The organism is Pseudomonas sp. ANT_J28 (genome assembly GCF_008370005.1).
Taxonomy (GTDB): Bacteria; Pseudomonadota; Gammaproteobacteria; order Pseudomonadales; family Pseudomonadaceae; genus Aquipseudomonas; species Aquipseudomonas frigoris.
Genome location: NZ_VOBM01000015.1, coordinates 18,217 through 44,007, shown reverse-complemented (window position 1 = coordinate 44,007; position 25,791 = coordinate 18,217). Strand labels below are relative to the sequence as shown.

Here is a 25,791-nt window from a genome sequence, read left to right as displayed (position 1 = left end):
CTGGCGGTTTTTTAGGCATTAGGGCCCGAACGGAAAGTTAACTGAAAAAGGATTCACATGCAGGCCGACGCATTTATTGGGCAGGACTTAAATCTTCCGTTCGAGATTCGATACGAGGGCATGGATGCCGATGATCACCGAATAGACATGGCCGCTCTCGCTGAATCGCTAGATGGATTCAGCAGGATTTATGCGGTAGTTGGTCACTTCATATCTACCGGTCAATATGCCAAGCAAATGCAGGCACTGAACGTAAAGGCCTATGCGCAGGAGTCCGAAGCGAAGTGCTTTAACATAAGTGCGGTGCTGGACTTCGCTTCATCGGCAGGCCTATTTCAGGGTGTGATGGGCGCTGCTTTAACGGCTATAGTGGCGTACGTCATTCATCGCAGCAGCGGAAACAAGGAAGAGATGAAGCACCTTAAAGATCTGCTCGAGCAGCAGCTGGGGTTTAGCAAGCAGGTCACTGAGAGGATGATGGATACCATCGATCGTCTCTCTGACGGCTTGAGGCCGTCTGTTAAAAAGGCAGTCTCCCCTGTTGGCGATACATGCTCACGCATTGACCTTTATGCGGAAGGGAAAAAGCATCAAACGATGGATCAGTCTTTGAAAGACTCACTCGTGGATGATAGTGACAGCCAAGTCCTCGGCGAGAAAGTCTATGTCGTCGAGATAAGCGAGATGGATAGGATAAAGCGCACCTGCAAGGTCCACCTTGTAGGCCCAGACACCGAAGAGGGCACAGAAGAAGATGGCACTCCTCGGCGAATTAACGCAGACATCACCGACCCCGCAGCCCTGATTGAGCCTAACGTCTATATGGAAGCTTGGTACAAATCCACTAAGCTCAATGTGAAAGCCAAAGCCCTGCTACGGAATGGCCTGATCGCGAAAATGTACATTTCTGACACCGCCTGACCATCCTTGTCATCTTTACCATTAGCCCGGCCCAGCGCCGGGCTTTTTGTTTAAGAACGAGCGATCTACGCCGATAGCCTTTTACTGCCTGCAACTCGCGGTGCATGGAGGCAATATGAAAAAGATAGCAATCGCTGGGCTCATCGCGCTTCTCTCAATCGTTTCAATCTCTGCCTTAGCATGCCCAAAGGGTACGCATCCGACGGGCGGCACAGGCTCCCACCCCAAGGGTGGAACCTGCTCATAAAAACAGCTCGGCCAAACCGAGTTTCTGGTTTTCTGTAATATGCGGTGCTTCAGGGCATTGCATCATTTTTCGGGGTTTAAAATATGCGATTCACACTACCCGTTTTGCTTTTGGGGTTTTTGGCTGCTCAAGGTGCTATGGCTGCTGGAGATGGCACTGCCGCAGTTGGTGGCGGCATTGGCGGAGCGCTGGGAAATGTTATTGGTCAGCAAATGGGTGGAAGCACTGGGGCAGCGATTGGCGCCGGTGTTGGCGGCGCTGCTGGTGGGGCTATAACGGCTGAAAAAGGCAAAAGAAATGAAGCGGCACTTGGTGGAGGGCTTGGCGCGGCTGGCGGCTCAGTCATTGGCAACAGCGTAGGCGGTTCTACCGGGTCAACTATTGGCGCAGGTCTTGGTGGTGCAGCTGGCGGAGCGCTCGGAAATAACCTGGCCGATGATGGTGGCAATGACAATCATCAATCACATGGTAAGAAGCATGGGTACAAGCATGGGCACAAAAAACATAACCACGATTGAGTAGCTGTGTTGTCCGGACTTGGATCTAGCTTCCGCCTGTCACGTCGTCGTCATATGAAACAAGCATACTGCGATCAGCCAAAGGGATTTGACCCCGACTACAGAGAGCCCGCCACCGAGCGGGCTTTTTGTTGTCCGCTACGCTTTCCTTCACTATGGAGGAAACACCATGCCCACACTCCCCGACGATCCGACCCCTGCCCTGCTTTACCGGCTAAACCAGAACATCATGGCCCTTGGCTGCGCCATAGAAGAGATCAGCATCTGGATTGATCAGCGTGGCTCTGCGGATACGTACGGCCGAGTCAGTGAGCAACTAGAGGTACTGGCAGACAACAGTGACGCCATTGCCGAGTTGATGGCTGACCTGATAGCCAGATGGAAGCCGGAGGAAGAGATTGATCCGGAGGATTGATACTGGCCCGAATAGATGAGCCCGCCAACTGCGGGCTTTTTTGTGCCTGCGAAAAAGTCAGCGCCTTGCTCTTACTCCAAGTAGGCCAATGCCCTCTTGCCAAAATATGACAGGACCAATACTGTATATACATCCAGTACAAGCAAGGAGCTTCTCATGCCCAAAACCGCGTCACTTGTATCGCAAGCTAGAGACTCGTATGAGTCTGTTGGTCGGCGCATTCAGCGTCTGATAACTGCGCCTGGCATCCAAAAGGTCCAGGCCATCACTGTCACCAGGCTTGAAGCAGAACCCGCTGAAGCATGGCAGCAAGTCCTTACCTTCAAGGCATGACCGATTACCTGGTCATTGCCCTGGTACAGGAAACGGAAGCGGTGACCATGACCGAAGAGCTCAGCCTGATGACCGTCAAACGCTTGGATCTGGATCACATCCGTCTGGCGGCACGCATCAACCTGAGCGAGTGGAAGGGCAATCCAAAGTCGCGCCAATACATCTCGTACATCAAGGGGAAGCAGGGTCGCAAAATCAACGAGTACTTCCGCGACTTCGTCGGCTGCCAGGAAGGGATCGCCGGCCCGGGCGAGACCCGCACGCTGCTCAAGGCATTCAGCGACTTTGTTGAAAGCGAGGATCTGGGCGAAGAGTCTGCCCGCGAGAAGACCCACATCCTTGTCAGTTACTCGATGGCCCAGGCCAAGCTGGGTGAGCCGATCACCCTCGACGAACTGTCAGAGCTGATCGACGAAGGCCAGCCCAAGGCGTTCGCCGACTTCATCAAGGCTGCCGACTACGGTCTCTCTGACACCCTGCCGCCGGACAAGAAGACCCTGAACAAATTCCGGCGCTTCACTGGCCGGGCCGAGGGCCTGTCGATCAGCTTCGAGCAGCACCTGCTCGGCTCGAAGATCGAGTTCGACGAAGCCGGCGGCACGCTGATTCTGCGCGGCCTGCCTACGCAGCTGACCGAGCAGCTCAAGCGCGCAAAAGCCTAGAGCCCGTCGATATCTAAGGGACCGGTTTCCAATATCAATCTCGCATCCAGCCCCTTGGCCTTCAAGCGCACAGGCTCAGGCGTCTGGACAGCGAAGTACAGATTGAAACCCTCACCACTCGACTGCTTTTCGATCTCCACCACGTACAGAGAGACCTCGTCGGGAGAGATTCCAATAGCGTCGGCAATGATTTTGTTACGAGAGCTTCGATAGGCGCTCATGGCAAAAATCCATTTTTATTGAGTCGAACCCGAAAGCTTAGCTCGTCGGAAAAAACCGCCCTTACCATCCGTCGCATCCGATCACGGAGTGCGGCGCCTGCATTGGAGAACACCATGAGCACATTCGCAGTGTTTGGCATGACCATCGATGTAGCCACCGCCGAGGCGCGCAAGAAGACGAGCGGTACCCGCAAGAACCTCAAGGTTCTAGGCGGCGTCGAGCCAATCCCGGAAGCGGAGTGGCTGGAGCTGGTCCGCAAGCGCACCGAGAAGATCATGGGGGGGGCTACAGTGCGTCAGCTCTCGCCGATGTTCGATGCGCCGCAGTACGCCGAGCAGTTTATAGAGCTGGCCCGCAAGACCTTGCGCTGTCGTGATCTGAGGATCAGAGCAAAAGCCGTCTTGGTCGATGCGAAGAACAAGCCGATCATCAACCCGAAGACAAAAGCGCCGAAGGTTGGCTTCAGTGAGTGGCCGCCGAAGCCTCTGGAGCAGCAAGAGCAAGCCGCCTGACTCACCCTCACCTATTGCGCTGAGCTTGATGCTTATTTCGGCTGGGTTCCGCGAGCTAGCCATTCACCATGACCGATACCTTGCTGGATCGCCTGATAGTCAGAATCGTCCGAGATATCGAAAACATGCTCCGAGTGTTTCGTTCCGCTGGGATGAAACAGCTGGGTCAACATTATGCCTTCATGCCTGCTCTGACGTCTGACCCTAACCGTGATGACAAAGCCACGCTCAGCATGGTGCTTCTGGCATACATCCGAAGGATCTTCGCCCCAAAGCTCCGACTGCCAATATTTGTTCGACATATCCGCTCCTTGATCCGGCTCCATGCCGGGCCATCAAGCAATAGCCCACAAACTCAAATCACGCCAGCCGGGGCATGACCCGGCATAGGACGCCCCATGCCCACAGAAAACAAACCGGCCGATCCATTCGGCCCGAACGGTCGCACCTTCCACATTCATATGAGCGTGCGCGGGGCAATTCGCGACTTCAGCAAGCGCCAGCTCAAAGGCATGTTCAACTTTGAGGGCGGTCGTCCGTGCACTGCCGACGAAGCCAAGGATCACCTGCTCGAGTGCCTGGCCCAGGGCAAAGAGGTGATGCCATTCGGTCCGCCGTGCGAAGGCTTCGACTTCGCCAGCAACGGTTGCCCCGGCCATGACATCCCGCCACCAGCTGTGAATGCCCATGATCTGGTATCGATGGAGTGACCATCGGCCTCACCTTTTGTCGCAAGTCGATTGACTGACAGGGGCCTTTGGAGCCCAGTAATCAGCCGGCCAAACCTGATCAGAAGAGAAACACCATGTCGAAAATAACAGTGATATCCGGTGACTTTCTGGCAGGTGATGCTGAATTTCAATCCGGACTGTTCACTCTAAAATCCGCATTAAAACCTTCTCGCGAATTAACGATATCCATTTCAAAACTAGAAGCCTTGGAAACAGCAACCGAAGAAGTCGTAAACAAGAAAGGAAGCGTTATTCGATGGAGTCTGGCTGGAGCATTGTTTTTGGGGCCGATTGGGCTAGTTGCGGGCTGGTTGCTATGTGATAAAGAAAGGGAAATAACCTTCTACGCAAAATTCAAGGATGGGCGCTGCCTTCTTGCCACAACTGATATTGATACCTACTCAAAAATCTCTGCCTCTTCCCTCAAGTAACTCCCTCCCTTTCAAAGTCAGCCGCTATAGCGGAGAGGACGAAGTCATGCCCCCAGAAAACGAAATCCTGAAAGCGGAAAACGCCGGATAAAAGCTAGGTCGCCCAGCACCGAATCGCGTCCTGCGATGTGTGTATTTCCCCTCAGTGCCGGGCGAGCTCCAATACTCACTTATTACCAAGCCGATGTCTGTAAGACCATTCTCAAAAAAACTTAGAAACTTCCCCCCTATCAAGCCTGCCCTATGCGGCGGGATGGAGTTCGCTATGCCTGAAGAAACTGTTTTGCCGGTCGCATCGGCCGAACCTGAATACGCCTACTCCGCCAATGGCGAAGACTGGGTGTCTGACTGGTGCTCGTTCCTCGATCAGAACGACGAACTGGAAGTGGGTGATGAATGTCAGCGAGGCGTGATGGTTTACGGAGACCCCGCCGAATTCGTGGATGCGGACACCGTGATCGACTCCATGGCCGAGAACGCACACTCAAGCGACCTCGGCGAATGGGCTGATGACTTCCCGGACGTGAGTGCTGAGGCGAAGGCCGAGCTGGAAGGCTTGCTTGATGCCTGGGCCCGGAAGAACTGCGATTGCAGCTTCTACCGCGTTAAGGACATCGAGAAATTCAAGATCGCTCACGAAGATTTGGAGCACCGGGACGAGGTAACCCCATGATCGCCCTCGCCTGGTTCGCCTACGTGTACTGCTACCGGTGACAGTCCTAAGCTCTGCGGTAGACGCCTAGCCTCGCTGTCGACGGCAGGGGGATGAGCTTCGTCGAGGTGAGGATCATCGCTCGATTGACTCCCCATTCAAGTGCCTGCGTCATCGTCTCGCCCGGGCGACTTTTGTAGTACTCCTCAAACATCATTTCTCCAGATCCGAAGTACGCACCAACAAACAGCTGAACCGCCCCCGTTGCGGAAGTACGCACTTGCACGTCCATCTGCCCGCCATCATTTAGAAGACCGTCATGACACCTGCAGTGCAACGAAGAGTCAGACCACTCCCAGAAGACGCGCTTCCTCTGCTTTAAGTACACCTTATCTACATCCGGGATGTGAATCGAAGTGCACTTGTACTCGCTATTCCAAGCTCCCGTCGAACAAAAAGATAAATATTTTTGAACTTTTGGCGCTTTCGCCTGTATCGCTTCGATCTAAGCCTAACCCCTACCCCACACAAGAGCCTGCCGGTGTACGGCGGGCGAGGTCTGCACGCATGAGCAAGCCAGCCGTGAAAGATGTTCTCGATGAAATGACAAAGGATGATCTGGTGTCCTGGATCAGGAACCAACACTTCATGCGACCCAAGCAAAGCGATGTTTTGTATATCCGCTGGGAAAGACAGTCAGGTGAAGTGCTGGAGGAAATGCAAAGGGAAAATCGCGCGCTCGATGGAGTGGACTTCAAGGAGCGCGACCGCCTGGCTGGCAAGTTCAATGATTCGAAAGACCCTGAAGAGAAGTTACGGCTTCTTAAACAGATCGAGCCTTACGACAAGGCCATGTCAGAACACATTAAGCGAACACAGGCTCTCGACAGAAAAAGCAAAAAGGTCGACTCCCTCTATGAGCAGATCGACGTAGAGCGCCAGAAAGAGCGCGGACGCCGATCAGCATAACCCCCAGCTTATAGCCCCCTCCTTACCCATCTTCTGCCGCCACGCGCGGCATGGAGCAGCTCATGAGCATTCAATTTTTATCGCACCAGGAGGTTTGCGAGCTGACCGGCGCGCGGACCAAGGCTGGACAAATCCTGAACCTCAAGAAAAACGGCATCAGGCACACCATCAAGATGAATGGTTGGCCAAGCGTAACCGTGATGGCCGTTACCGCCGTCGGCATGTTCGAGCCAGAAAAACCCGCATGGAAATCACGCAAGGCAAGCTGAAATGGGAAGACGACCAAGTAAACCCGGCTCTATAGCCCGGCTGCGAGAGCGCAAGAAAGCCAGCGGCCGGGTGTTCTATTACTACGACACCGGTGGAAAGGACCGCAAAGAGATTCCGCTGGGCAGCGACTACGGCCTGGCGATCATGGAGTACGCCAAGCTCGAGCGAGATCGCACCGCGACCGACTTGGTCGCCAAGGTGATTACTTTCCGCTACGTCGCCGAAAAATACATGGTCGACATCGTCCCCACCAAAGGCAAAGCCACCCAGGCAGACAACAAGCGCGAAATGAAGAACCTGATCGCGTTTTTCGATGATCCACCTGCGCCTCTGGAAACGATCGAACCTCTACATGTCCGGCAGTACCTCACTTGGCGCAAGGCCGCGCCGGTCCGTGCGAATCGTGAAAAGGCGCTGCTCAGCGCTATCTGGAACTACGCGCGGGACAAAGGGTACACGTCTCTAGCCAACCCATGCGCTGGCATCAAGGGCAATAAAGAGACGGGCCGGGACACGTACGTTGAGGATGAACTGTTCAAGCGCGTTCACGATAAAGCCGATACCGGCCTTCAAGACGCCATGGACCTTGCCTATTTGACCGGCCAGCGAGTGACCGACACTCGACTGATGGACGAACAGGATGTCCGCGACGGCCAAATTTGGGTGCTTCAGGGAAAAACAAAGGCCAAGCGGCGAATCGAGGTTACCGGCGAACTCAAGGTTTTGATTGATCGAATCATGTCCCGAAAGTCGGGGCACAAGGTCCGCTCGACGCGGCTGATCGTGTCAGAAGATGGCGCACCAATGACGGTTGCGATGTTGCGCAGGCGTTTTGACATAGCCAGGGAGGCCGCAGGAGTATCCAAGCCGGAGTTCCAATTGCGTGATTTGCGCGCAAAAGCCGGTACGGACAAAGCAGAATCCAGTGGCGACATCATGCAAGCCAAGGATCAACTCGGGCATACCACTGTTGTTATGACGGAGCAGTACATCCGCAACCGCAAGGGCAAGAAAGTCTCACCAACTAAGTGAATTGCGGACCAACTCTAAAATAGCGGACCAGAAACAAACAAGGGTTTGCATCAGCTTTCGCCCGCAAACCCTTGATTTTAGATGGTGCCCGAAGCCGGAATCGAACCGGCACGCCCTTACGAGCGGGGGATTTTAAGTCCCATGCGTCTACCAGTTTCGCCATTCGGGCGGTAGCGCGGTGAAGCAGTCTGAAAACTCAAATAACGATCTGGCAGTTCTGACGCCTGTGCAGCAGAGGGGGAAATATATACATCCCGCCTCGGTGAAGCAAGTTCGCGACTGCCCTTTTCAAGACTAAATATTGCAGGACAGCGCAAATAAAAAAGCTCCGTAAATCATAGATCTACGGAGCTCGTTTAAAGTGGAGGCCGAGGTCGGAATCGAACCGGCGTAGGTGGATTTGCAATCCACTGCATAACCATTTTGCTACTCGGCCTCAAACATCTGATGTCATGTAGCACAACATCAAACGCGTACAAACTTGGAGTAAGATTCGTGATCTAACTCCTTGAAAACATTGAGCTTTTTCAGCCGTCAGTGCTTTCGATGGCGTGAATTATGTACTGATTTCCCGAGGCTGGCAACCCCTTGATTTCAAAAAAAATTCCGTCAGGTGGTTTCCATGTTTAAAGGGGTTGCTCAGCCCTTCAGGCCGGGATCATCCGTCACGTCTTCTACCGTGATCAACGGTTCAATACCCCAGTCGCCATGCAGATACCAATCGTCTCCGATCATTTCGGCTGGATGCATTGTCCGGTCGGAGCCATTGCCGCACGCCAGGGAATTGGCTGGACAGTATCTATCGCAGCCCCAGCAAATACGTTCGGGATGTTTGGGGCTGATGGGAAAGTTCTTGGCCATGTCGATCCCCGGCTTGCCTCTAGGATGTGCCTCCAACCTACATCGCCCGCGCAAGAACGCCCTTGATACGGATCAAGGACTGAAATCGAATGTCCTAATCACTCAAAACTTGATAACAATCATTATTATTCGCAGGAAAGCTTCCTACACTCGGGTTCCTACTCGTTAGTGCCCAGGAAGACATCATGCGTACGCCCTTTTCGCTGTCACTCGCCCTGCTCTTGCTCACACCGTTGGCTCAGGCCAAGGAATACCCGATCGGGGAACCGCAGTTGTGCCCGGGGCTGGAAGTCGGGGCGGTGTATTTGCAGCCGATCGAGATGGCGCCTGCCGGCATGATGCGCGCCACCGCGGATTCCGATGTGCATCTGGAAGCCGACATTCGCGCCACGGCGGACAATCGACAGGGCTTTCAGGAAGGCAGTTTCGTGCCTTACCTCAATGTCTCGTTCAACCTGAAAAAACAGGGCAACGAGAACGAACTCAAAGGCGATTTCCACGCAATGGTCGCCAATGACGGCCCGCACTATGGCGACAATGTAAAACTGCTCGGTCCAGGCAAATATCAGCTGACCTTCACCGTCCTGCCACCCGGCGGTCATGGGTCCCTTGGCCGCCATACCGATAAGGAAACCGGCGTGGCTCCCTGGTTTGAACACTGCGAATTGCACTACGAGTTCATCTACGCCGGCATTGGTAAAAAAGGCGGCTATTGAATGAAGCGCCTGCGCATGGCCTGGCTGATGCTCGCCGCAGCAGTGGTGCCATTGACAGCTTATGCCGAGCTACCCAGCTACGAGCTGAGCCTGCACGATGGCCACTTCTCCCCCGCTTTGCTGGAGGTTCCGGCCGGACAGCGCTTCAAAATCGTCCTGAAAAATATTGGCCAAGGGCCGGCCGAGTTCGAGAGCACACCGTTGCGGGTTGAAAAAGTACTGGCGCCGGGTGTGACGACCTTCGTGGTCATTCACCCCCTCAGGCCCGGCCACTACCCTTTCTTCGACGAGTTCAATCCGCAACTGCCCGAGGGCGGCATCCTCGCGAAATAACCCGCTCATGCACGGAGTTTTCATGAATCAATCAATGTTTATTGTCTGGCGCGAAAGCGTCGAGGCGCTGCTGGTGATCGGCATTCTCCAGGCCTGGGTCAGCCAGCAGCATCAGGGGGATCGACTGGCGAAGTACTTGTGGGCAGGCGTCGTACTGGGGTTGCTGCTCTCGGGCCTGCTGGCGGTGTTGATTCTGTTTGCCGGTGAGGCCATGAGCGGCTCAGCCAGTGAATGGTTCCAGGCCGCGCTCGCGCTGTTGGCCAGCCTGCTCATTGTGCAAATGGTCGGCTGGATGCACCGCCACGGGCGCACGCTCAAGCACGATTTGCAACGACACGCCGATAGCCACCTGGCCCGGCAAGGTGGCGCAGGTCTGTTACTGCTGGCCATGCTCGCCGTCAGCCGCGAAGGCAGTGAAACGGTGGTGTTTCTCTATGGCGCCGGTGCTCAGTTGCGAGGTCCGCAGCTCGGTTTGTTTGCCATCGGTGGCGCAATGGGACTGGTGCTGTCGGCGCTGACCATTGCCCTGCTGCACAGCAGTCGCCGGTTCATTTCGTGGCAACGATTCTTTGCCATCAGCGAAGCTGTTTTGCTGGTACTCGGCGCGGCATTGCTGGTCAGCGGCACCGAGCGAATCGGCGGCCAATTACTCGCCCTGGATTTACCGGAGGCGATGTACAGCCTCGTGGGTGATGCGCTTTGGGACAGCAGTGCCTTGCTCAGCGACAGCCATGGACTGGGTGGTTTTCTCGCGGGTTTTGCCGGTTATCGCGCGACACCTAGCGGCATGATGTTACTGGTGCTGGCCGGTTATTGGCTGACCGTCGGCGTTTGGCTGCGTCAACGGGCTGCGGAAAAAGTCCCATGCCTGGGCTGAGTCGCCTCAATCAATGGCTGCAGCGCCTGGGCGACGGCATGCGGCGTCACGCGCCCGTCATTCGTGCCATGCAGTGGACCGTTGTACTGTTCTACGCGTTGCTGTTGGTGATCCCGGCGGTGTTGCCGCTGCCGGACAGCCAGGCACGAATGCTCGATAACCTGACCCTGTTCGCGCAGTTTTTGTTCTGGGGCATTTGGTGGCCATTCGTGCTGCTGTCGATGGTGCTGTTTGGCCGGCTCTGGTGTGGCGTTTTGTGCCCGGAAGGTTCACTCAACGAATGGGCCAGCCATTACGGCAAAGGTTTGGGCGTGCCGCGCTGGTTGCGCTGGGGCGGCTGGCCAACCCTGGCGTTCTGCCTGACGACCCTCTACGGCCAGTTGATCAGCGTCTATGACTATGCCCAGGCGGCGCTGTTGATTCTGGGCGGCTCGACCGTCGCCGCGGTCGTCGTCGGGTTGCTGTTCGCCCGGGGCAAGCGCGTCTGGTGCCGTTACCTGTGCCCGGTCAGTGGCGTCTTCGCCCTGCTCGCCCGTCTGGCTCCCTTGCATTTTCAAGTCGACGAACAACGCTGGATGGAAAATATCGCGCCACGCCTGCCGCCGCCCAACTGCGCACCCTTGCTCGATATCCGTCGTATGCAAGGCGCCAGTGACTGCCATGCCTGCGGACGTTGCAGCGGACAATGCGGCGCCGTTCAGTTGATTGCCCGCTCCAGCAATCAGGAGATTCTTCACGCGACAGCGCAGACGCTGTCACCGTGGGACGCGCGCCTATTGCTGTTCGGTGTGATCGGTTTGGCGATGGGCGCCTTTCAGTGGACAGTCAGCCCATGGTTCGTCGTCCTCAAACAAACCCTCGCCGAAAGGCTGGTCGAGCACGACCAACTCTGGGCGCTGCAAGACAACGCGCCCTGGTGGCTGCTCACCCATTACCCGCAGCTCAACGACAGCTTCAGCTGGCTCGACGGTTTCAGCATCGTCGCTTACTTGAGTTTGAGTTCGATGGTGTTGGGCGCGGCGTTGATGATCCTTCTGCGCCTGACGGCGCGACTGGCGCAAGATCCTGCACTGTATTGGCCCCTGGCGCTGACACTCACGCCCTTGGGTGGTGCGGGATTGTTTCTCGGGCTGTCGGCCACAACGGTGAAATTGCTGCGCTATGAAGGTCTGCTGCTGGAGTGGGTACAACCGGCCAGGGCGTGTCTGTTATTGGCCGCGATGGGCTGGAGCCTGCTGCTGGGATGGAAACGGCTTAACCGCGAAGGCATTTCCCAGGTTCGTCGCTGCGCTGGCAGCACTTGCCTGTTGCTCGCCATCGGCGTGGTAGGGTTCGGCTGGTGGTTGCAGTTCTGGGGCTGGTCCTGAGCGACCTCATCCACAACCACCATCCAGGATTACCTAGACTTTAAAACGCGCCACTGTCTGGTGCAGTGCCCCGGCCATCTGCGCCAAATCGTGACCTGCGGTGTGAGTATGTTGGGCCCCCAGCAACACCTGCTCCGACAAGTTGCGAATCCCCATCAGATTGCGATCCACCTCCCGCGCCACCAATGCCTGCTCTTCCGTGGCACTGGCAATCATCATGTTGCGCTCGTTGATCTGTGAGATTGACCGGGTGATCTCATCCAGTGCATCGCCCGAGCGTTGCGCCACTTCAAGGGTGGCCCGGACCAGGTTGCTGCTGCTTTGCATGGCAGTCACCGCATGGCCGGTATCGAGGCGAATGTTGCCGATCATCTGCTCGATCTCCTGGGTGGACTCTTGAGTGCGATGGGCCAGGGCGCGCACTTCATCGGCGACCACGGCAAAACCGCGTCCGGCATCCCCGGCACGCGCTGCTTCAATGGCCGCGTTGAGGGCCAGCAAATTGGTCTGTTCGGCGATGCTGCGAATCACGTCCAGCACCTTGCTGATGTCCTGCACCCGGCCCGCCAGTTGCTCGATGCGTTGTGAGGTGTCGGTGACGCCATCGGCCAGTGCGCCGATTGAAACCACGGTTTCCTGAACCTGCTCACGTCCGCGTTGCGCGGTTTGCTCGGACTGCCGCGAGGCCTCGGAGGTGCTCACCGCATTGCGCGCCACTTCATCGACCGCAGCGGTCATCTGGTTCACTGCGGTGGCCGCCTGCTCGATCTCCAGCCCCTGCAATTGCAGGTTGCTGCTGGTCTGGCTGCTGACCGCACTCAGCTCTTCGGAGGAACTGGCCACTTGGTCAACCGAGGTCGCGATGTGCCTGACCATGGCATTCAGACTTTGCTGCATCTGATGCATGTTCATCATCACGCTGCCGCCGACACTTGAGTTCACCGGCACTTCAATTGTCAGGTCGCCCTGAGCGATCTGACTCAAAAACCGTGCAGCATCATCCGGCTCGCCACCCAATGGACGGGTCACACTGCGCGTGACGATCACCGCCGCGGCGATGACCAGCGCCACGCAGAACAAAAACAACCCGAGCATATTGCGCCGGGCGTCGCTGTACAGTGCCTGCGCCGACTGTTCCCGGTCGGCGAATACTTTGCCTTGCAACGCCATCAACTGATCAAGGCTGCCATACACCTCGCGCTCGGCCGGCACGACCTTTTGTTTCAGCTGTGCCATGGCGTCATCGAAGGCACCTTGCCGGATCAACACCTGCACTTGAGTGAACGCCGCAACGTAGGCTTCGCGATTCTTCTTCAGCGCGGCATAAGCGGTTTTGCCCTCGGGCAAATAGAACAACGGCTCGAGCGTTTCGAGTGCCTGGGTGATCCGTTTCTTGGTGGCGTCGATTGACTGCTGCACCTGCTGATTGTCTTTATCGATCAGTAAATCCCGGGTGTTCCTGGCGTTATCGCGCACGCCGGTGGCGATGACCATGATCGGATCGATCTTCGGCCAGTCCTGTTTGACGATGACCACCGCCTGATCCTTGAGCGTTGCCAGATCGTGCAACGCGTAAAACGCCATCCCCATCAATGCCAGCGGCGCGATTGCAAAACCGATGACGATACGTTGTGCCGTACTTAATTTGGCCATATCAAATGCTCCCCGTTTGATACCTGCCGATTGGCAGCGCATTTGAAAACCTAATGGTGGATCTCACCGCTAAACGTTAAACCTCAGCCTCGGTTACCCCCGTAACACGAAGGCTGGAAACAACTCGCGCATGGCCTCCCACAGCTCAGGTAGCAAGGCTTGTGCCGAAACGTTTGGCAGCAGCGGATCGAACATCCGCTCGGTGCGAACCAACTGCACGGCGAAGCGCTTGACGCCGAGTTCGCTCAAGCGCTTGGCGAGAATCAGCAGACGCGCCGGCTCGAACAGATGCCAATGCACCGTGGTGCGACATTCGTAGTCGACACCGCTGGCCAGCAGGTGCTCAAGGCTGCGCCAATTGGCCGTTCCGCTGCCTTCAACCCGAGTGATCGCCTGGGAATCCTCGGGCAACGCCTTGACATCGAAACCTACCCAATCGGCACCGGTCAGTGCCTTGGCGAACGCTGCGGGTTTGATCCCGGCGCTGTGCAAACCGATGCGAAATCCCATCGCCCGCACCTCATCCATTGCGCCGAGCAAACCGTCTTGCAAGGTGGGCTCGCCGCCACTGAACACCACCGCATCGAGCAGGTCCTGACGCCGTTGCAGAAACGCCAACACCCGCCGCCAATCCACTTCGTCTGTGCCACGAGGCGGGATCAACTGCGGGTTATGGCAGTAACGACAACGCCAGGCGCAACCCTGGCAAAACAGCACGCAGGCGAGCTGTCCCGGATAGTCGATAGTGGTCAGGGGCACCATGCCCCCGACCCGAAGCGTTCGACTCATTGGCGTCCGGCCAGCGCCGCGCTTTCAGTGAAGTGCACCCGCTCGCGGTGCTCCGACTGTTTACCCGGATTGAACGCCGACACAGGGCGGTGATAGCCCATTACCCGGGTCCAGACTTCGCAGCGTTGACGTTGAGCCTGGGGCAATGTTTGCGATGCAGTCATGGTGAAGCTCCTTGCAGTTGAGTGGATCGAAATCAATGAACGGTGCCGAGCTTCTGTTCTTTCAGCAGCAGGACCTCGTCGCATTTGGGGCAGAATTCATGCTCGCCATCGAGATAGCCGTGCACCGGGCAGATGGAGAACGTCGGGGTCACGGTCAGGTATGGCAGGCGGAAGCGGCCAAGGGCTTTGCGCACCAGTTGTTTGCAGGCCTCGGTCGAAGAAATCCGCTCGGCCATGTACAGGTGCAAGACCGTGCCGCCGGTGTATTTGCATTGCAGCTCGTCTTGAAGTTCCAGGGCCTCGAAGGGGTCTTCGGTATAACCCACGGGCAGTTGCGAGGAGTTGGTGTAATACGGTGCTTGCACGCTGCCAGCCTGGAGGATGTCGGGGTAGCGCTTGAGGTCTTCCTTGGCGAAGCGGTAGGTCGTGCCCTCGGCCGGCGTCGCTTCCAGGTTGTACAGGTGGCCGGTTTCTTCCTGGAAACGCAGCAAAGTCGCGCGCACATGGTCGAGCATATCCAGGGCGAACCTACGGCCCTGCTCGGTGTGCATGCCCTCCTCATCGCCTGTGAAATTGCGCAGCATTTCATGCATACCGTTGAGGCCGATGGTCGAGAAGTGGTTACGCAGGGTTCCGAGGTAGCGCTTGGTGTACGGGTACAAACCGGCATCCATATGGTGCTGAATGACTTTGCGCTTGACCTCCAGGCTTTCCATCGCCAGTTCCATCAGTGTGTCCAGGCGCTGCAGTAAACCGCTGGTGTCCCCCTTGAACACATAGCCCAGCCGCGCGCAGTTGATGGTGACGACGCCGAGCGATCCGGTCTGCTCCGCCGAGCCGAACAAGCCGCCGCCACGCTTGAGCAACTCGCGGACATCCAGCTGCAAACGGCAGCACATCGAGCGCACCTGATTGGGTTGCAGGTCCGAATTGAGGAAGTTCTGGAAATACGGCAGGCCGTACCGCGCGGTCATCTCGAACAGGCGGTCGGCGTTTTCACTGTCCCACGGAAAGTCGTGGGTGATGTTGTAGGTCGGGATCGGAAAGGTGAACACCCGCCCTTTCGCATCGCCGGCCTGCATCACCTCGATATAGGCGCGGTTCAGCAGGTCCATTTCAACTTGCAGGTCGCCATAGGCAAACGGCATTTCCTCACCGCCGATGACGGGTATTTGCTCACGCAAATCCTGCGGGCACACCCAGTCGAAGGTCAGGTTGGTGAAAGGCGTCTGGGTGCCCCAGCGCGAGGGGACGTTGAGGTTATAAATGAACTCCTGGATCGCCTGGCGCACCTCATGAAAACTCAGCTGGTCCTTGCGCACATAGGGCGCCAGGTAGGTGTCGAACGAGCTGAATGCCTGGGCGCCGGCCCATTCGTTTTGCAGGGTGCCGAGGAAATTCACCATTTGCCCCAGGGCACTGCTCAAGTGCTTGGGCGGACCGGCTTCGACTCGCTCGGGCACACCGTTGAGCCCTTCGTGCAACAGGGTGCGCAGCGACCAGCCGGCGCAGTAACCGGCGAGCATGTCGAGGTCGTGCACATGCAAATCCGCTTCGCGGTGGGCCTGGCCGATAGCCTCGCTGTACACCTCGTCCAGCCAATAGTTGGCGGTGACCTTGCCCGACACGTTCAACACCAGTCCGCCCAGGGAATACCCCTGATTGGCGTTGGCCTGGACCCGCCAGTCTTCACGGTCGAGGTATTCGTTCATCGAGGTCGCCACTTCGACCATGGTCCGCCGGTCGCGGCGCAAGCGCCCATGCTGTTCGCGGTAGACGATGTAGGCCCGCATGGCGAGGAAAAAACCGGCGTCCATCAACACCCGTTCAACACGGTCCTGGATTTGCTCGACATGCAACCTCGGCAACCCTTCCAGCCTGGCCAATACCGCCTGAAGCAAGCCTTCAACCTCAACCTCGCCGTACTCCCCCGTCGCCTTGCCGGCGGCGATCAATGCCTGACGGATTTTGTCGGCATCGAAGGCGACCTGACTGCCATCGCGTTTGTGCAAGCGGTTACATCCTACTGCGATCAGTGTGCTCTGCATTCGTCCTCCAAACACTACATATAGACTTAATAAAACTTAAAACCACAACATGCAGTGAAGGCTACGGACAAAGTGCTGATCTGCAATTGATCGATATCAAGATTTGTCGGTGAAAAAAAACCGCCCTAAGGCGGCAGAGATCCTGTGGCAAGTGAGGATCTAATGTGGGAGCGGGCTTGCTCGCGAAGAGGCCATCACATTCAACATCATTGTTGACTGATAGACCGCTTTCGCGAGCAAGCCCGCTCCCACATTTGATCATGTGTGTTCTTATGAACCGTGAAGGACAGTTCAACCACCACTCATGTTCATGAACCGTACAATCTGTACCTCCCCGTCGGGGCTGAAATCGTGGCGTAACGGCTTACCGCGCAAGGCCTTCTGCACCGCATTGATCACCGGTTGATCATTCAACGGATAACGCCGCAGCAATCCACGCAAATCCAGGGCATCGTCCTGCCCCAGACACAGCAACAACTTCCCTTCAACAGTCATCCGCACCCGATTACAGCTGCCACAAAAGTTATGGCTATTGGGCGAAATGAAACCGATCCGGGTCTCGGGATGGCGTTCCAGACGCACATAGCGCGCCGGTCCGCCGCTGCTTTCGGTGCTGTCGAGCAACCGATGCTGGCTGGCGATCAGCGTGCGCACTTCGTCGCTGGAACAAAACGACTCGCCCCGGGAACGACCGACGTCGCCCAAGGGCATTTCTTCGATAAAACTGATATCGATGCGCTGGTCGATGGCGTACTGCACCAACGCCGGGACTTCATCGAAGTTGCGTCCCTTCATCACCACGCAGTTGAGTTTGACCCGCTCGAACCCTGCGTCCCGCGCCGCTTCAATGCCGTTGAGCACCTGATCGAGGTCGCCGTTACGGGTGATCGCCCGAAACTTCTGCCCGTCCAGGCTATCGAGGCTGATGTTCATCCGTTTGATCCCGGCGTCGACCAACGGCCGGGCCAGACGGCCCAGTTGCGAGCCGTTACTGGTCATCACCAGTTCGCGCAAACCGGGCAAAGCGGCGATGTTGCGGCACAGCCCGACAATGCCGGGGCGGATCAGCGGCTCTCCGCCGGTCAGCCGGATTTTGCGCACACCCAGGCCAACGAACAGCGTTGCCAAGCGCTGCAATTCCTCCAGCGTGAGCACCTGCTGCCGCGGCAGGAACGTCATGTTTTTCGCCATACAATACACACAGCGAAAATCACAGCGGTCCGTCACCGACATCCGCAGATAATCGATCTGCCGCCCAAAACCATCCTGCATCACAGCGTTCATTACTTCTCCCGGTCTGCCCAAGGCTCACTGCACCAGCGGTGAGTCGGCGCCCTGCAAGTGGATGCCACGAATGTCGGCCGCACCGATCAGGGTTTGCAGGTATTGCACCAGCGCTTTCTGCCAGACGCCTTGCTGCAACTGCGTGCGGATCGCCGTCGACACCACTTCATAGGGCAACGGCATGCCTTCGATTCGCTGATCGACACTGACCACATGCCAGCCGTAACGACTTTCCAGCGGTTTGCTGGCCAGGCCCGGTGCCAGGGTGAACAGCTGACGCTCCAGTTCGGGCACAGTCTGGCCCTTGCTGATCTGTCCCAGAGAACCACCCTGAGCTTTCGACGGGCAGGCCGAATATTTCACGGCCAGCTCAGCGAAACTGCCGGGAAACTCATCCAGTTGCTGCAGCAGGACTTCGGCTTGACCCTGCGCAAGCTCGCGGGCCTCGACATCGTCTGGTGCACATTCGAGCAGGATGTGCCGCACCGCCAGCAACGGCGCGCTGTGGAAGCGTCCGCGATTGTTTTCGTAGTAGCGAAGGCTGGACTCCTCGTCGCACTGCGGCACTTTCACCTCACGTTCGAGCAGCAAGCGCGTGGCCGCTTCTTCTTCGTTTTCACCGGCGCCGATCTCCAGCGACACACCGAGTTCGGTGATGCGCTGCTGCAACAACTCGCGGATCACCAGCGCCCTGGCGGCCAGATAGACCGCCTCTTCGCGGCTTTCGGCCGGGTGATATTGCAGCTCCTGAGCCATCGCCTCCGGGGTGATCGACACCTCGTTGACGCTGATGATCGGCCACTCCTGTTCACTGCTGGCGATCAACTGGGCCGGGGCGTCTTCGACAGCCGCGGGCTCAACTGGCAGCTCTTCAAACTGCGCCTCGGCGACCGGCGCGATGTCGAGAACAACCTCCGCTTTTTTTGAAGAACCGCAGCCACCGCTGCCCCCGTTACCACCACCACATCCACATCCACCTGACATGATTGTCTCCTCAGTACTTCTGACGAACGATTTGATAACGACGCCCCAGGTACCAGATCGGTGCGCTGATCATGTGTACGAGACGGGTGAAGGGGAACAGCACAAACAGGGTCAAACCGAGAAACACATGCAACTTGTAGGTCAGCCCGACCGGCTCGATGGACGCCGCTGCTTCCACCGGACGCAACAGCACGGTGTTCTGCGCCCAATCGGCGAGCATCACCATCACCGAGCCATCCATGTGCCCGGTAGACGCGACGATGGTCAGCAGACCGAGCAGCAATTGCGCGAGCAGCACCAGCAGAATCAGGATGTCCGAAGGGCTTGAGGTGGCGCGTACTCGTGGATCGGTGAGGCGCCGTTTGACCAGCATCAGCAGGCCGATCAGGCACAGCAGGCCGAAGAACCCGCCCGAGACCATTGCCAGCAACTGCTTGTTCTCAGTGCTGATCACGTGGTGGTAAATCGACGCTGGGGTCAGCAGGCCGACGAAATGTCCGGCCAGCACGAACAACACACCGATGTGGAAGAAATTGCTCGCCACGCGCATGCCGCGCTGATTGAGCATCTGGCTGGAGCCCGCCTTCCAGGTGTACTGCGACAGATCGAAGCGCGCCCAACTGCCAATCAGGCAAATCGCCAGGGCGACGTAGGGATAGACCCCGAACACCAACAGATTCCATTTAGACATTGCCTACCTCCTTGGCTGGCACAGCGGCCAGCCCTTCATGCTGAAAATCCACCCAGTGCAACGGCACCGCGCTTTCCTCACGGGCCTTGCCTGGTGCGCTCGGCAGTCCACTGCAACGGTCCTGCTGTTCGGCCTGGAGGAAGTCCACGGCCTCCTCTTCCCAGATCTTGTCGAGGGCTTCGAGGGAGTCGTCGCGAGGTTCCGCCGCGACCTGTGCCCGCAGGTCGGCGACCGCCTGATGCGGCTCGGCCCCGGCAATTTGCAGCAGCGCCCGGAAGCAACTGGCATAGGCGCTTTCGCGCTCTTCCAGACGTGCCGCGAGCAAGGCCAGCAAGTGCGAAACATCCGCCAGGCCCTCGCGGGCCTCGATGTCTTCGCGGGTGGACAGGAACTCCAGATACAGCGGAATGTAATCGGGCAGCTCTTTGACGCCGATGGCAAAACCGGCTTCTTCGTATTGCGCCATCATGTCGACCATGGCCTGGCCACGGTCGCGGGATTCACCGTGCACATGCTCGAACAACAGCAGCGACAGCGAGCGCCCCCGACCGAACAGCGCACCGTAGTGCTCCTGCCCGTCCATCAGGTCATTGGCGCAGATCAGCTCGAGCAATTCGAACAATGCACCGCGCTGCGTCGGGCTGATTTCCCGTGACTGGATGATCGCTTGCTCCAGTTCGTCGCGACCGCCCATCAGTGTTTCGGTCGGGTAATCGAGCAGCAGCGAAATCACTTTGAGAATTTGCATGCTCATTCCTCCCACAACTGGACGGTTTTCAGAATGTCGCGGCGGTTGGCTTTCTTGGCACCGAACATGTTGGTGTCGGAGCTGCCGCTACAGCCGCTGCCGAAACTGAAACCACACCCGGAACGCTCGGCGAAGGCATCGCTCATGGCGTCTTCACGGTGCGCACTCGGTACAACAAAGCGGTCTTCATAATTGGCAATCGCCAGGTAGCGATACATCTCCTCGACCTGGGCCACGCTCAGGCCGACATCCGCCAGCACTTGCAGATCCTGAACGCCGTCGACTTGCTCGGAACGTTTGTAGGCGCGCATGGCCAGCAAGCGTTTAAGCGCACGCTTGACCGGTTTTTCATCGCCCGCCGTCAGCAGGTTGGCCAGGTACTTCAGTGGAATACGCAGGCTGTCGACATCCGGGATGACTCCGTTCATACCGACGGTGCCGGCAGTGGCGGCGTTCTGGATCGGCGACAGTGGCGGTACGTACCAAACCATCGGCAAGGTGCGGTATTCCGGGTGCAGCGGCAGTGCGAGTTTCCAGTCCACGGCCATTTTGTAGACCGGCGAACGTTGGGCTGAATCGATCACCGACTGCGGCACACCGTCTTCCAGGGCCTGACGGATCACCGCCGGGTCGTTCGGATCGAGGAAGATCTCCAGTTGTTTTTCGTACAGATCCTGCTCATTGGCGGTGCTCGCCACTTCGCTGATGCGGTCGGCGTCATACAGCAGCACGCCGAGGTAGCGGATGCGTCCAACACAGGTTTCCGCGCAAACGGTCGGCATCCCGGCTTCGATACGCGGGTAGCAGAAGATGCATTTCTCGGACTTGCCGCTCTTCCAGTTGAAATAGATCTTCTTGTAAGGGCAGCCGCTGATGCACATCCGCCAGCCACGGCATTTCTCCTGGTCGATCAGGACGATGCCGTCTTCTTCACGCTTGTAGATTGCCCCGCTCGGGCAAGCGGCTGCGCACGTCGGGTTGAGGCAGTGCTCGCACAGGCGCGGCAAATACATCATGAAGGTGTTTTCGTACTCGCCGTAAATGTCCGCCTGGATCTTGTCGAAGTTCTTGTCCTTGCGACGTTTGGCGAATTCGGTGCCGAGGATTTCCTCCCAGTTCGGGCCCCACTCGATTTTCTCCATTCGCTTGCCGGAGATCAGCGAACGCGGACGCGCGGTTGGCTGGTGCTCGCCCAGCGGCGCGGTGTGCAGGTGCTGGTAATCGAAGTCGAACGGTTCGTAGTAGTCGTCGAGGCTCGGCAGATCCGGGTTGGCGAAAATGTTCGCCAACACGCGGAATTTACCGCCGATGCGCGGGTTGATCGTGCCGTTGGCATTGCGGATCCAGCCGCCCTTCCACTTGTCCTGGTTTTCCCATTCTTTCGGATAGCCGATCCCGGGTTTCGATTCGACGTTGTTGAACCAGGCGTATTCCATGCCTTCGCGGCTGGTCCAGACGTTTTTGCAGGTGATCGAACAGGTGTGGCAACCGATGCACTTGTCCAGGTTCAGAACCATGCCGATTTGTGAGCGAATCTTCATCTCAGTTCTCCTCGATATCGGTCGGCAGGGGACGCGGCAGGTCATCGCCGGATGAACCATCGAGCCAGTCGACTTTGGACATTTTGCGCACCACGACGAATTCGTCGCGGTTGCAACCGACGGTGCCGTAATAGTTGAAACCGTAGGCCTGCTGCGCATAGCCGCCGATCATGTGGGTCGGTTTAAGCACGACGCGGGTGACCGAGTTGTGGTGGCCGCCACGGGTCTTGGTGGTTTCAGAACCGGGCACGTTAACGATCCGTTCCTGAGCGTGGTACATCATCACCATGCCGTCCTTGACCCGTTGGCTGACCACCGCACGGGCGGTCAGTGCACCGTTGATGTTGAAGCACTCGATCCAGTCGTTGTCCTCGATACCGGCGCGTTTCGCATCGTTCTCCGAGAGCCAGACAATCGGCCCGCCACGGCTGAGGGTCAGCATCAGCAGGTTGTCGCTGTAGGTGCTGTGGATGCCCCATTTCTGGTGCGGGGTGATCCAGTTCAGGACGATTTCGATCTCGCCGTTGCTGCGCTTGCCTTTCACCCCTTCGATGGTGCGGGTGTTGACCGGCGGCCGGTAACTCATCAGTTGCTCACCGAACGCCTGCATCCACGGGTGATCCTGGTAAAACTGCTGGCGACCGGTGATGGTGCGCCATGGAATCCCTTCGTGAACGTTGGTGTAGCCGGCGTTGTAGCTGACGTGATCGTCTTCGAGCCCCGACCAGGTCGGGCTGGAAATGATCTTGCGCGGCTGTGCCTGAATGTCGCGGAACCGGATGGCCTCGTGGGCCTTGGACAGCGCCAGGTGGCTGTGATCGATGCCGGTGAATTCCGACAATGCAGCCCAGGCCTTCACGGCAACCTGGCCGTTGGTTTCCGGTGCCAGGGACAGAATCACTTCAGCGGCGTCGATGGCCGTGTCGATTTTCGGACGGCCGTGACTGATACCGGCATCGCCTTCTTTGTGATTGAGTTCACCGAGGAATTTCACTTCGTCTTCGGTGTTCCAGTTGATGCCTTTGCCGCCGTTGCCGTGTTTCTCCAGCAATGGCCCCAGCGAGGAGAACTGTTTGTAGATGTTCGGGTAGTCACGCTCGACCACGTGCAGGTTCGGTGCGTTCTTGCCCGGCACCGGCGCCACGCCGGCGCTTTTCCAGTCGGTGCCGCCAAAGGGTTGGGCCAGTTCGCCGACGCTGTCGTGCATTAGCGGGATGGTCACCAGGTCCTTCTCAACGCCCAGGTGCCCTTCGGACATGCTGGAAAACGCCTTGGCGATGCCTTTGTAGATTTCCCAGTCGGAACGCGATTCCCACGCCGGGTCGATAGCAGCCGACAACGGGTGAATGAACGGGTGCATGTCCGAGGTGTTCATGTCGTCTTTTTCGTACCAGGTTGCGGTCGGCAAGACGATGTCGGAATAGACGCAGGTCGAGGACATGCGGAAGTCCAGCGTGGTGACCAGATCAAGCTTGCCGATGGCGCCCTCGTCCACCCATTCGGCTTCTTCGGGTTTGCAGTCGCCGACCTGGCCGATGTCTTCGTTCATCACACCATTTTTGGTGCCGAGCAGGTACTTGAGCATGTACTCGTGGCCCTTGCCCGAGGAGCCCAGCAGGTTGGAACGCCAAATGAACATGTTGCGCGGGAAGTTCACCGGGCTGTCCGGCTGTTCGCAGGAGAAGCGCAGCGAACCGTCCTGCAGCGACTTGACCACGTAATCTTTCGGGTCCATGCCGGCCGCAGCCGCGTCGCGGCAAATGTGCAAAGGGTTAGTGTTGAGTTGCGGTGCGCTGGGCAACCAGCCGGCGCGTTCGGCGCGGATGTTGTAGTCCAGGGCATGCTCGGGGAATTTTGATTTATCCGCCAGCGGCGAGAGCACGTCGTGCATGCTCATCTTCTCGTGGCGCCACTGCGAACTGTGGGCGTAGAAGAAGCTGGTGCCGTTCATTTGGCGAGGCGGACGGTTCCAGTCCAGGCCGAACGCCAAGGGCAGCCAGCCGCATTGCGGACGGAGTTTTTCCTGACCGACGTAATGCGCCCAACCGCCACCGGTCTGACCGACACACCCGCAGAGCATGAGCATGTTGATCAGCCCGCGGTAGTTCATGTCCATGTGGTACCAGTGGTTCATCGCCGCGCCGACGATGATCATCGAGCGACCCTTGGTCTTGTCGGCGTTGTCGGCGAACTCACGGGCAATCTGGATAGCTTTCTCGCGGCTGACGCCGGTGATCTGCTCCTGCCACGCCGGGGTGCCGGGCACCGAGGCGTCGTCGTAATCCTTGGCCACATTTTCGCCGCCAAGGCCACGATCGATGGCCAGGTTGGCGGCCGACAGGTCGAACACGGTGGCGACTTTGGCCACGCTGCCGTCCGCCAGCACCACGTTATGCACCGGCACGCGGCGGTATTGCACAGCATCGCCGGCCACGTGCTGGAAGTGCTCGTGGGACTCGCCGGCAAAATACGGGAACGCCACTTCGGCAACGTCATCGCCGATCAGGCTCAGCTTCAGATCGATCTCACGGCCTTCGCCGCCTTCACGGGGAAGGATGTTCCACTTGCCCTTCTCGCCCCAGCGATAACCGATGGAACCCTGAGGGGACACCAGTTCGCCGCTGACATCCAGGGCGATGGTTTTCCATTCCGGGTTGTTTTCCTGGCCGAGGTTGTCGGTCAGGTCACTGGCGCGCAGGAAGCGGTCCGGCTGGTAACCTGCGCCCGGTGCCTTGTCGACCATTTGCTTGAGCAGCACCAGCACCGGCAAATCGGTGAAGCGCTTGGCGTAATCGGTGAAATAGGCGCTCGGTTTGTCCAGGTGGAATTCTTTGAAGATCACATGATTGAACGCCTGGGCCAGCGCCGCATCGGTGCCTTGTTTAGGGTTCAGCCACAGGTCAGTGAGCTTGGCGACTTCCGAGTAGTCCGGAGTGATCGCGACCGTCTTGGTGCCCTTGTAACGGACTTCGGTAAAGAAGTGCGCGTCGGGAGTACGGGTCTGCGGGACGTTGGAGCCCCAGGCAATGATGTAGTTGGAGTTGTACCAGTCGGCCGATTCCGGCACGTCGGTCTGCTCGCCCCAGACCATCGGCGAGGCCGGTGGCAAGTCGCAGTACCAGTCGTAGAAGCTCAGGCAGGCACCGCCGATCAGCGACAGGTAACGCGAACCTGCGGCGTAGCTGACCATCGACATGGCCGGAATCGGCGAGAAACCGACGATCCGGTCAGGGCCGTATTGCTTGATCGTATAGACGTTGGCCGCAGCGATGATCTCGTTGACTTCCTCCCAGTTGGAGCGAATGAAGCCACCCATGCCGCGTTTGCTTTTATAGGAGTCGGCCTTGACCTTGTCCTCGACAATGCTGGCCCAGGCTTCCACCGGCGCCATGGTTTGCCGCGCATCGCGCCAGAGCTTGAGCAACGGCTTGCGGATTTTCGGGTACTTGAGCCGGTTGGCGCTGTAGATGTACCAGCTGTAACTGGCACCACGCGGACAGCCACGGGGCTCATGGTTCGGCAGATCGTTACGGGTACGCGGGTAGTCGGTCTGCTGGGTTTCCCAAGTGATCAGGCCGTTCTTGACGTAGATTTTCCACGAGCACGAGCCGGTGCAGTTCACCCCGTGGGTGGAACGCACGATCTTGTCGTACTGCCAGCGTGAACGGTAGACGTTCTCCCAGTCGCGAGACTCTTTGCGGGTCTCGCCATGACCGTCGGAAAACTCGTTTTGCTTGCGATTGAAAAACCGCAATTGATCCAGTAAATGACTCACGGTGTAGTCCTCTCAGGCTTTGTCGCGGAGTCTGTGCCCCGCCCA

At 57.9% G+C, this 25,791-nt stretch carries 29 protein-coding genes, 2 tRNA genes and 2 pseudogenes; 16 read left to right on the top strand and 17 right to left on the bottom strand.

The window, feature by feature from the left end:
* Positions 1–57: 57 nt before the first annotated feature.
* The 5 genes and pseudogenes from FQ187_RS12735 to FQ187_RS12715 all read left to right on the top strand — a co-directional run.
* A complete protein-coding gene (locus FQ187_RS12735; RefSeq protein ID WP_149629753.1) occupies positions 58–921 on the top strand; it encodes a hypothetical protein in 864 nt (287 codons plus the stop codon).
* Positions 922–1,251: 330 nt separating this feature from the next.
* A complete protein-coding gene (locus FQ187_RS12730; RefSeq protein WP_149629752.1) occupies positions 1,252–1,686 on the top strand; it encodes a glycine zipper domain-containing protein in 435 nt (144 codons plus the stop codon).
* A 169-nt stretch (positions 1,687–1,855) separates the two neighbouring features.
* Positions 1,856–2,101 carry a hypothetical protein gene (locus FQ187_RS12725; RefSeq protein WP_149629751.1) on the top strand — a complete coding sequence of 82 codons (246 nt, stop codon included), beginning with the start codon at positions 1,856–1,858 and terminating at the stop codon, positions 2,099–2,101.
* Positions 2,102–2,257: 156 nt separating this feature from the next.
* Positions 2,258–2,434 carry a DUF1654 domain-containing protein gene (locus FQ187_RS30900; RefSeq protein WP_149629750.1) on the top strand — a complete coding sequence of 59 codons (177 nt, stop codon included), beginning with the start codon at positions 2,258–2,260 and terminating at the stop codon, positions 2,432–2,434.
* A pseudogene (locus FQ187_RS12715) lies at positions 2,419–3,096 on the top strand (nucleoid-associated protein); the annotation flags it as partial. The gene FQ187_RS30900 and the pseudogene FQ187_RS12715, both read left to right, overlap by 16 nt.
* Here the strand turns inward: FQ187_RS12715 and FQ187_RS12710 are convergent.
* Positions 3,093–3,317, bottom strand: a complete 225-nt coding sequence (locus tag FQ187_RS12710; protein WP_149629748.1) for a hypothetical protein — start codon at positions 3,315–3,317, stop codon at positions 3,093–3,095. The pseudogene FQ187_RS12715 and the gene FQ187_RS12710 overlap by 4 nt on opposite strands.
* Positions 3,318–3,431: 114 nt before the next feature.
* Here FQ187_RS12710 and FQ187_RS12705 point away from each other — a divergent pair, with 114 nt between their 5' ends.
* Complete coding sequence (locus tag FQ187_RS12705) at positions 3,432–3,830, top strand: hypothetical protein (RefSeq protein ID WP_149629747.1); 399 nt, start codon at positions 3,432–3,434, stop codon at positions 3,828–3,830.
* Between the two features lie 32 nt (positions 3,831–3,862).
* Here the strand turns inward: FQ187_RS12705 and FQ187_RS12700 are convergent, their stop codons facing one another.
* The gene (locus FQ187_RS12700; RefSeq protein ID WP_149629746.1) at positions 3,863–4,132 is read right to left on the bottom strand and encodes a hypothetical protein; all 270 of its coding nucleotides are present in this window, start codon (positions 4,130–4,132) and stop codon (positions 3,863–3,865) included.
* Between the two features lie 96 nt (positions 4,133–4,228).
* Here FQ187_RS12700 and FQ187_RS12695 point away from each other — a divergent pair, with 96 nt between their 5' ends.
* The 3 genes from FQ187_RS12695 (at position 4,229) to FQ187_RS12685 (ending at position 5,665) form a co-directional block, all read left to right on the top strand.
* Entirely contained in the window at positions 4,229–4,540 is a 312-nt protein-coding gene (locus tag FQ187_RS12695; protein WP_149629745.1) for a hypothetical protein, read from the top strand.
* Positions 4,541–4,635: 95 nt separating this feature from the next.
* Positions 4,636–4,992 (top strand): hypothetical protein, encoded by a 357-nt coding sequence (locus tag FQ187_RS12690; RefSeq protein WP_149629744.1) that lies wholly within the window; start codon positions 4,636–4,638, stop codon positions 4,990–4,992.
* A 265-nt stretch (positions 4,993–5,257) separates the two neighbouring features.
* Positions 5,258–5,665: a hypothetical protein gene (locus FQ187_RS12685; RefSeq protein ID WP_129444680.1), complete on the top strand. Its 408-nt coding sequence runs from the start codon at positions 5,258–5,260 to the stop codon at positions 5,663–5,665.
* Between the two features lie 46 nt (positions 5,666–5,711).
* On the opposite strand, the gene FQ187_RS30355 is transcribed toward FQ187_RS12685, so the two are convergent.
* Positions 5,712–6,032 (bottom strand): hypothetical protein, encoded by a 321-nt coding sequence (locus FQ187_RS30355; RefSeq protein WP_129444681.1) that lies wholly within the window; start codon positions 6,030–6,032, stop codon positions 5,712–5,714.
* A gap of 179 nt (positions 6,033–6,211) precedes the next feature.
* Here FQ187_RS30355 and FQ187_RS12675 point away from each other — a divergent pair, with 179 nt between their 5' ends.
* The 3 genes from FQ187_RS12675 (at position 6,212) to FQ187_RS12665 (ending at position 7,915) form a co-directional block, all read left to right on the top strand.
* Complete coding sequence (locus tag FQ187_RS12675; RefSeq protein WP_129444682.1) at positions 6,212–6,613, top strand: hypothetical protein; 402 nt, start codon at positions 6,212–6,214, stop codon at positions 6,611–6,613.
* Positions 6,614–6,675: 62 nt separating this feature from the next.
* Positions 6,676–6,882 carry a DUF4224 domain-containing protein gene (locus FQ187_RS12670; protein ID WP_129444683.1) on the top strand — a complete coding sequence of 69 codons (207 nt, stop codon included), beginning with the start codon at positions 6,676–6,678 and terminating at the stop codon, positions 6,880–6,882.
* A 1-nt stretch (position 6,883) separates the two neighbouring features.
* Entirely contained in the window at positions 6,884–7,915 is a 1,032-nt protein-coding gene (locus FQ187_RS12665; RefSeq protein WP_129444684.1) for a tyrosine-type recombinase/integrase, read from the top strand.
* Between the two features lie 82 nt (positions 7,916–7,997).
* Here FQ187_RS12665 and FQ187_RS12660 read toward each other — a convergent pair.
* The 3 genes from FQ187_RS12660 to FQ187_RS12650 form a co-directional block, all read right to left on the bottom strand.
* Positions 7,998–8,084, bottom strand: a tRNA-Leu gene (locus tag FQ187_RS12660).
* 193 nt (positions 8,085–8,277) lie between these two features.
* Positions 8,278–8,351 (bottom strand) — tRNA-Cys (locus FQ187_RS12655).
* A gap of 203 nt (positions 8,352–8,554) precedes the next feature.
* Entirely contained in the window at positions 8,555–8,776 is a 222-nt protein-coding gene (locus FQ187_RS12650; protein ID WP_149629743.1) for a DUF3079 domain-containing protein, read from the bottom strand.
* 185 nt (positions 8,777–8,961) lie between these two features.
* Between FQ187_RS12650 and FQ187_RS12645 the strand changes: the two genes are divergently transcribed.
* Genes FQ187_RS12645 through FQ187_RS12630 form a run of 4 tightly spaced genes read left to right on the top strand, consistent with a single transcriptional unit; the run spans position 8,962 to position 12,069 of the window.
* Positions 8,962–9,492 carry an iron transporter gene (locus FQ187_RS12645; protein WP_149629742.1) on the top strand — a complete coding sequence of 177 codons (531 nt, stop codon included), beginning with the start codon at positions 8,962–8,964 and terminating at the stop codon, positions 9,490–9,492.
* Complete coding sequence (locus tag FQ187_RS12640; protein ID WP_149629741.1) at positions 9,493–9,825, top strand: cupredoxin domain-containing protein; 333 nt, start codon at positions 9,493–9,495, stop codon at positions 9,823–9,825. It begins immediately after the preceding gene.
* 22 nt (positions 9,826–9,847) lie between these two features.
* Positions 9,848–10,702, top strand: a complete 855-nt coding sequence (locus FQ187_RS12635; protein ID WP_149629740.1) for an FTR1 family protein — start codon at positions 9,848–9,850, stop codon at positions 10,700–10,702.
* On the top strand, positions 10,690–12,069 hold the full coding sequence (locus tag FQ187_RS12630; protein WP_149629739.1) for a 4Fe-4S binding protein: 1,380 nt from the start codon (positions 10,690–10,692) through the stop codon (positions 12,067–12,069). Before FQ187_RS12635 ends, FQ187_RS12630 begins: the two co-directional genes overlap by 13 nt.
* Before the next feature lie 33 nt (positions 12,070–12,102).
* Here FQ187_RS12630 and FQ187_RS30895 read toward each other — a convergent pair whose 3' ends face one another.
* The 11 genes and pseudogenes from FQ187_RS30895 to FQ187_RS12580 form a co-directional block, all read right to left on the bottom strand.
* Positions 12,103–12,807, bottom strand: coding sequence for a methyl-accepting chemotaxis protein (locus FQ187_RS30895; RefSeq protein WP_370655155.1), 705 nt, complete (start codon positions 12,805–12,807; stop codon positions 12,103–12,105).
* 387 nt (positions 12,808–13,194) lie between these two features.
* Positions 13,195–13,722 (bottom strand): annotated as a pseudogene (locus tag FQ187_RS30890) (MCP four helix bundle domain-containing protein); the annotation flags it as partial.
* Between the two features lie 93 nt (positions 13,723–13,815).
* The gene (locus tag FQ187_RS12620) at positions 13,816–14,511 is read right to left on the bottom strand and encodes an anaerobic ribonucleoside-triphosphate reductase activating protein (RefSeq protein ID WP_149629737.1); all 696 of its coding nucleotides are present in this window, start codon (positions 14,509–14,511) and stop codon (positions 13,816–13,818) included.
* Complete coding sequence (gene nrdD / locus FQ187_RS12615; RefSeq protein ID WP_017338867.1) at positions 14,508–14,675, bottom strand: anaerobic ribonucleoside-triphosphate reductase; 168 nt, start codon at positions 14,673–14,675, stop codon at positions 14,508–14,510. Before nrdD ends, FQ187_RS12620 begins: the two co-directional genes overlap by 4 nt.
* Positions 14,676–14,707: 32 nt before the next feature.
* Positions 14,708–16,723, bottom strand: coding sequence for a ribonucleoside triphosphate reductase (locus FQ187_RS12610; protein WP_149629736.1), 2,016 nt, complete (start codon positions 16,721–16,723; stop codon positions 14,708–14,710).
* A gap of 291 nt (positions 16,724–17,014) precedes the next feature.
* Complete coding sequence (gene moaA, locus FQ187_RS12605; RefSeq protein ID WP_149629735.1) at positions 17,015–18,007, bottom strand: GTP 3',8-cyclase MoaA; 993 nt, start codon at positions 18,005–18,007, stop codon at positions 17,015–17,017.
* A gap of 24 nt (positions 18,008–18,031) precedes the next feature.
* Positions 18,032–18,991 (bottom strand): peptidylprolyl isomerase, encoded by a 960-nt coding sequence (locus FQ187_RS12600; protein WP_149629734.1) that lies wholly within the window; start codon positions 18,989–18,991, stop codon positions 18,032–18,034.
* Between the two features lie 10 nt (positions 18,992–19,001).
* Positions 19,002–19,682 (bottom strand): respiratory nitrate reductase subunit gamma, encoded by a 681-nt coding sequence (gene narI / locus FQ187_RS12595; protein WP_149629733.1) that lies wholly within the window; start codon positions 19,680–19,682, stop codon positions 19,002–19,004.
* A complete protein-coding gene (gene narJ, locus FQ187_RS12590) occupies positions 19,675–20,430 on the bottom strand; it encodes a nitrate reductase molybdenum cofactor assembly chaperone (protein ID WP_149629732.1) in 756 nt (251 codons plus the stop codon). The genes narI and narJ overlap by 8 nt, the downstream gene beginning before the upstream one ends.
* Positions 20,431–20,432: 2 nt before the next feature.
* Entirely contained in the window at positions 20,433–21,971 is a 1,539-nt protein-coding gene (gene narH, locus FQ187_RS12585) for a nitrate reductase subunit beta (RefSeq protein WP_123366640.1), read from the bottom strand.
* 1 nt (position 21,972) lies between these two features.
* Positions 21,973–25,746 (bottom strand): nitrate reductase subunit alpha, encoded by a 3,774-nt coding sequence (locus tag FQ187_RS12580; RefSeq protein ID WP_149629731.1) that lies wholly within the window; start codon positions 25,744–25,746, stop codon positions 21,973–21,975.
* Between the last annotated feature and the right edge of the window lie 45 nt (positions 25,747–25,791).

Bases quoted from the DNA above. Each gene is read 5' to 3' on its own strand.
- FQ187_RS12630 (WP_149629739.1), top strand. From the start codon at position 10,690: ATGCCTGGGCTGAGTCGCCTCAATCAATGGCTGCAGCGCCTGGGCGAC.
- narI (WP_149629733.1), bottom strand. From the start codon at position 19,682: ATGTCTAAATGGAATCTGTTGGTGTTCGGGGTCTATCCCTACGTCGCC.
- FQ187_RS12640 (WP_149629741.1), top strand. From the start codon at position 9,493: ATGAAGCGCCTGCGCATGGCCTGGCTGATGCTCGCCGCAGCAGTGGTG.
- FQ187_RS12635 (WP_149629740.1), top strand. From the start codon at position 9,848: ATGAATCAATCAATGTTTATTGTCTGGCGCGAAAGCGTCGAGGCGCTG.
- FQ187_RS12665 (WP_129444684.1), top strand. From the start codon at position 6,884: ATGGGAAGACGACCAAGTAAACCCGGCTCTATAGCCCGGCTGCGAGAG.
- FQ187_RS12700 (WP_149629746.1), bottom strand. From the start codon at position 4,132: ATGTCGAACAAATATTGGCAGTCGGAGCTTTGGGGCGAAGATCCTTCG.
- narJ (WP_149629732.1), bottom strand. From the start codon at position 20,430: ATGCAAATTCTCAAAGTGATTTCGCTGCTGCTCGATTACCCGACCGAA.
- FQ187_RS12610 (WP_149629736.1), bottom strand. From the start codon at position 16,723: ATGCAGAGCACACTGATCGCAGTAGGATGTAACCGCTTGCACAAACGC.
- FQ187_RS12695 (WP_149629745.1), top strand. From the start codon at position 4,229: ATGCCCACAGAAAACAAACCGGCCGATCCATTCGGCCCGAACGGTCGC.
- FQ187_RS12685 (WP_129444680.1), top strand. From the start codon at position 5,258: ATGCCTGAAGAAACTGTTTTGCCGGTCGCATCGGCCGAACCTGAATAC.
- FQ187_RS12645 (WP_149629742.1), top strand. From the start codon at position 8,962: ATGCGTACGCCCTTTTCGCTGTCACTCGCCCTGCTCTTGCTCACACCG.
- FQ187_RS12620 (WP_149629737.1), bottom strand. From the start codon at position 14,511: ATGAGTCGAACGCTTCGGGTCGGGGGCATGGTGCCCCTGACCACTATC.
- FQ187_RS12690 (WP_149629744.1), top strand. From the start codon at position 4,636: ATGTCGAAAATAACAGTGATATCCGGTGACTTTCTGGCAGGTGATGCT.
- FQ187_RS12725 (WP_149629751.1), top strand. From the start codon at position 1,856: ATGCCCACACTCCCCGACGATCCGACCCCTGCCCTGCTTTACCGGCTA.
- narH (WP_123366640.1), bottom strand. From the start codon at position 21,971: ATGAAGATTCGCTCACAAATCGGCATGGTTCTGAACCTGGACAAGTGC.
- FQ187_RS12735 (WP_149629753.1), top strand. From the start codon at position 58: ATGCAGGCCGACGCATTTATTGGGCAGGACTTAAATCTTCCGTTCGAG.
- FQ187_RS12730 (WP_149629752.1), top strand. From the start codon at position 1,252: ATGCGATTCACACTACCCGTTTTGCTTTTGGGGTTTTTGGCTGCTCAA.
- FQ187_RS12710 (WP_149629748.1), bottom strand. From the start codon at position 3,317: ATGAGCGCCTATCGAAGCTCTCGTAACAAAATCATTGCCGACGCTATT.
- nrdD (WP_017338867.1), bottom strand. From the start codon at position 14,675: ATGACTGCATCGCAAACATTGCCCCAGGCTCAACGTCAACGCTGCGAA.
- FQ187_RS30900 (WP_149629750.1), top strand. From the start codon at position 2,258: ATGCCCAAAACCGCGTCACTTGTATCGCAAGCTAGAGACTCGTATGAG.
- FQ187_RS12670 (WP_129444683.1), top strand. From the start codon at position 6,676: ATGAGCATTCAATTTTTATCGCACCAGGAGGTTTGCGAGCTGACCGGC.
- FQ187_RS30895 (WP_370655155.1), bottom strand. From the start codon at position 12,807: ATGACCGCTGCGGTCGATGAAGTGGCGCGCAATGCGGTGAGCACCTCC.
- FQ187_RS12705 (WP_149629747.1), top strand. From the start codon at position 3,432: ATGAGCACATTCGCAGTGTTTGGCATGACCATCGATGTAGCCACCGCC.
- moaA (WP_149629735.1), bottom strand. From the start codon at position 18,007: ATGAACGCTGTGATGCAGGATGGTTTTGGGCGGCAGATCGATTATCTG.
- FQ187_RS12675 (WP_129444682.1), top strand. From the start codon at position 6,212: ATGAGCAAGCCAGCCGTGAAAGATGTTCTCGATGAAATGACAAAGGAT.
- FQ187_RS12600 (WP_149629734.1), bottom strand. From the start codon at position 18,991: ATGTCAGGTGGATGTGGATGTGGTGGTGGTAACGGGGGCAGCGGTGGC.
- FQ187_RS12650 (WP_149629743.1), bottom strand. From the start codon at position 8,776: ATGGCCAAGAACTTTCCCATCAGCCCCAAACATCCCGAACGTATTTGC.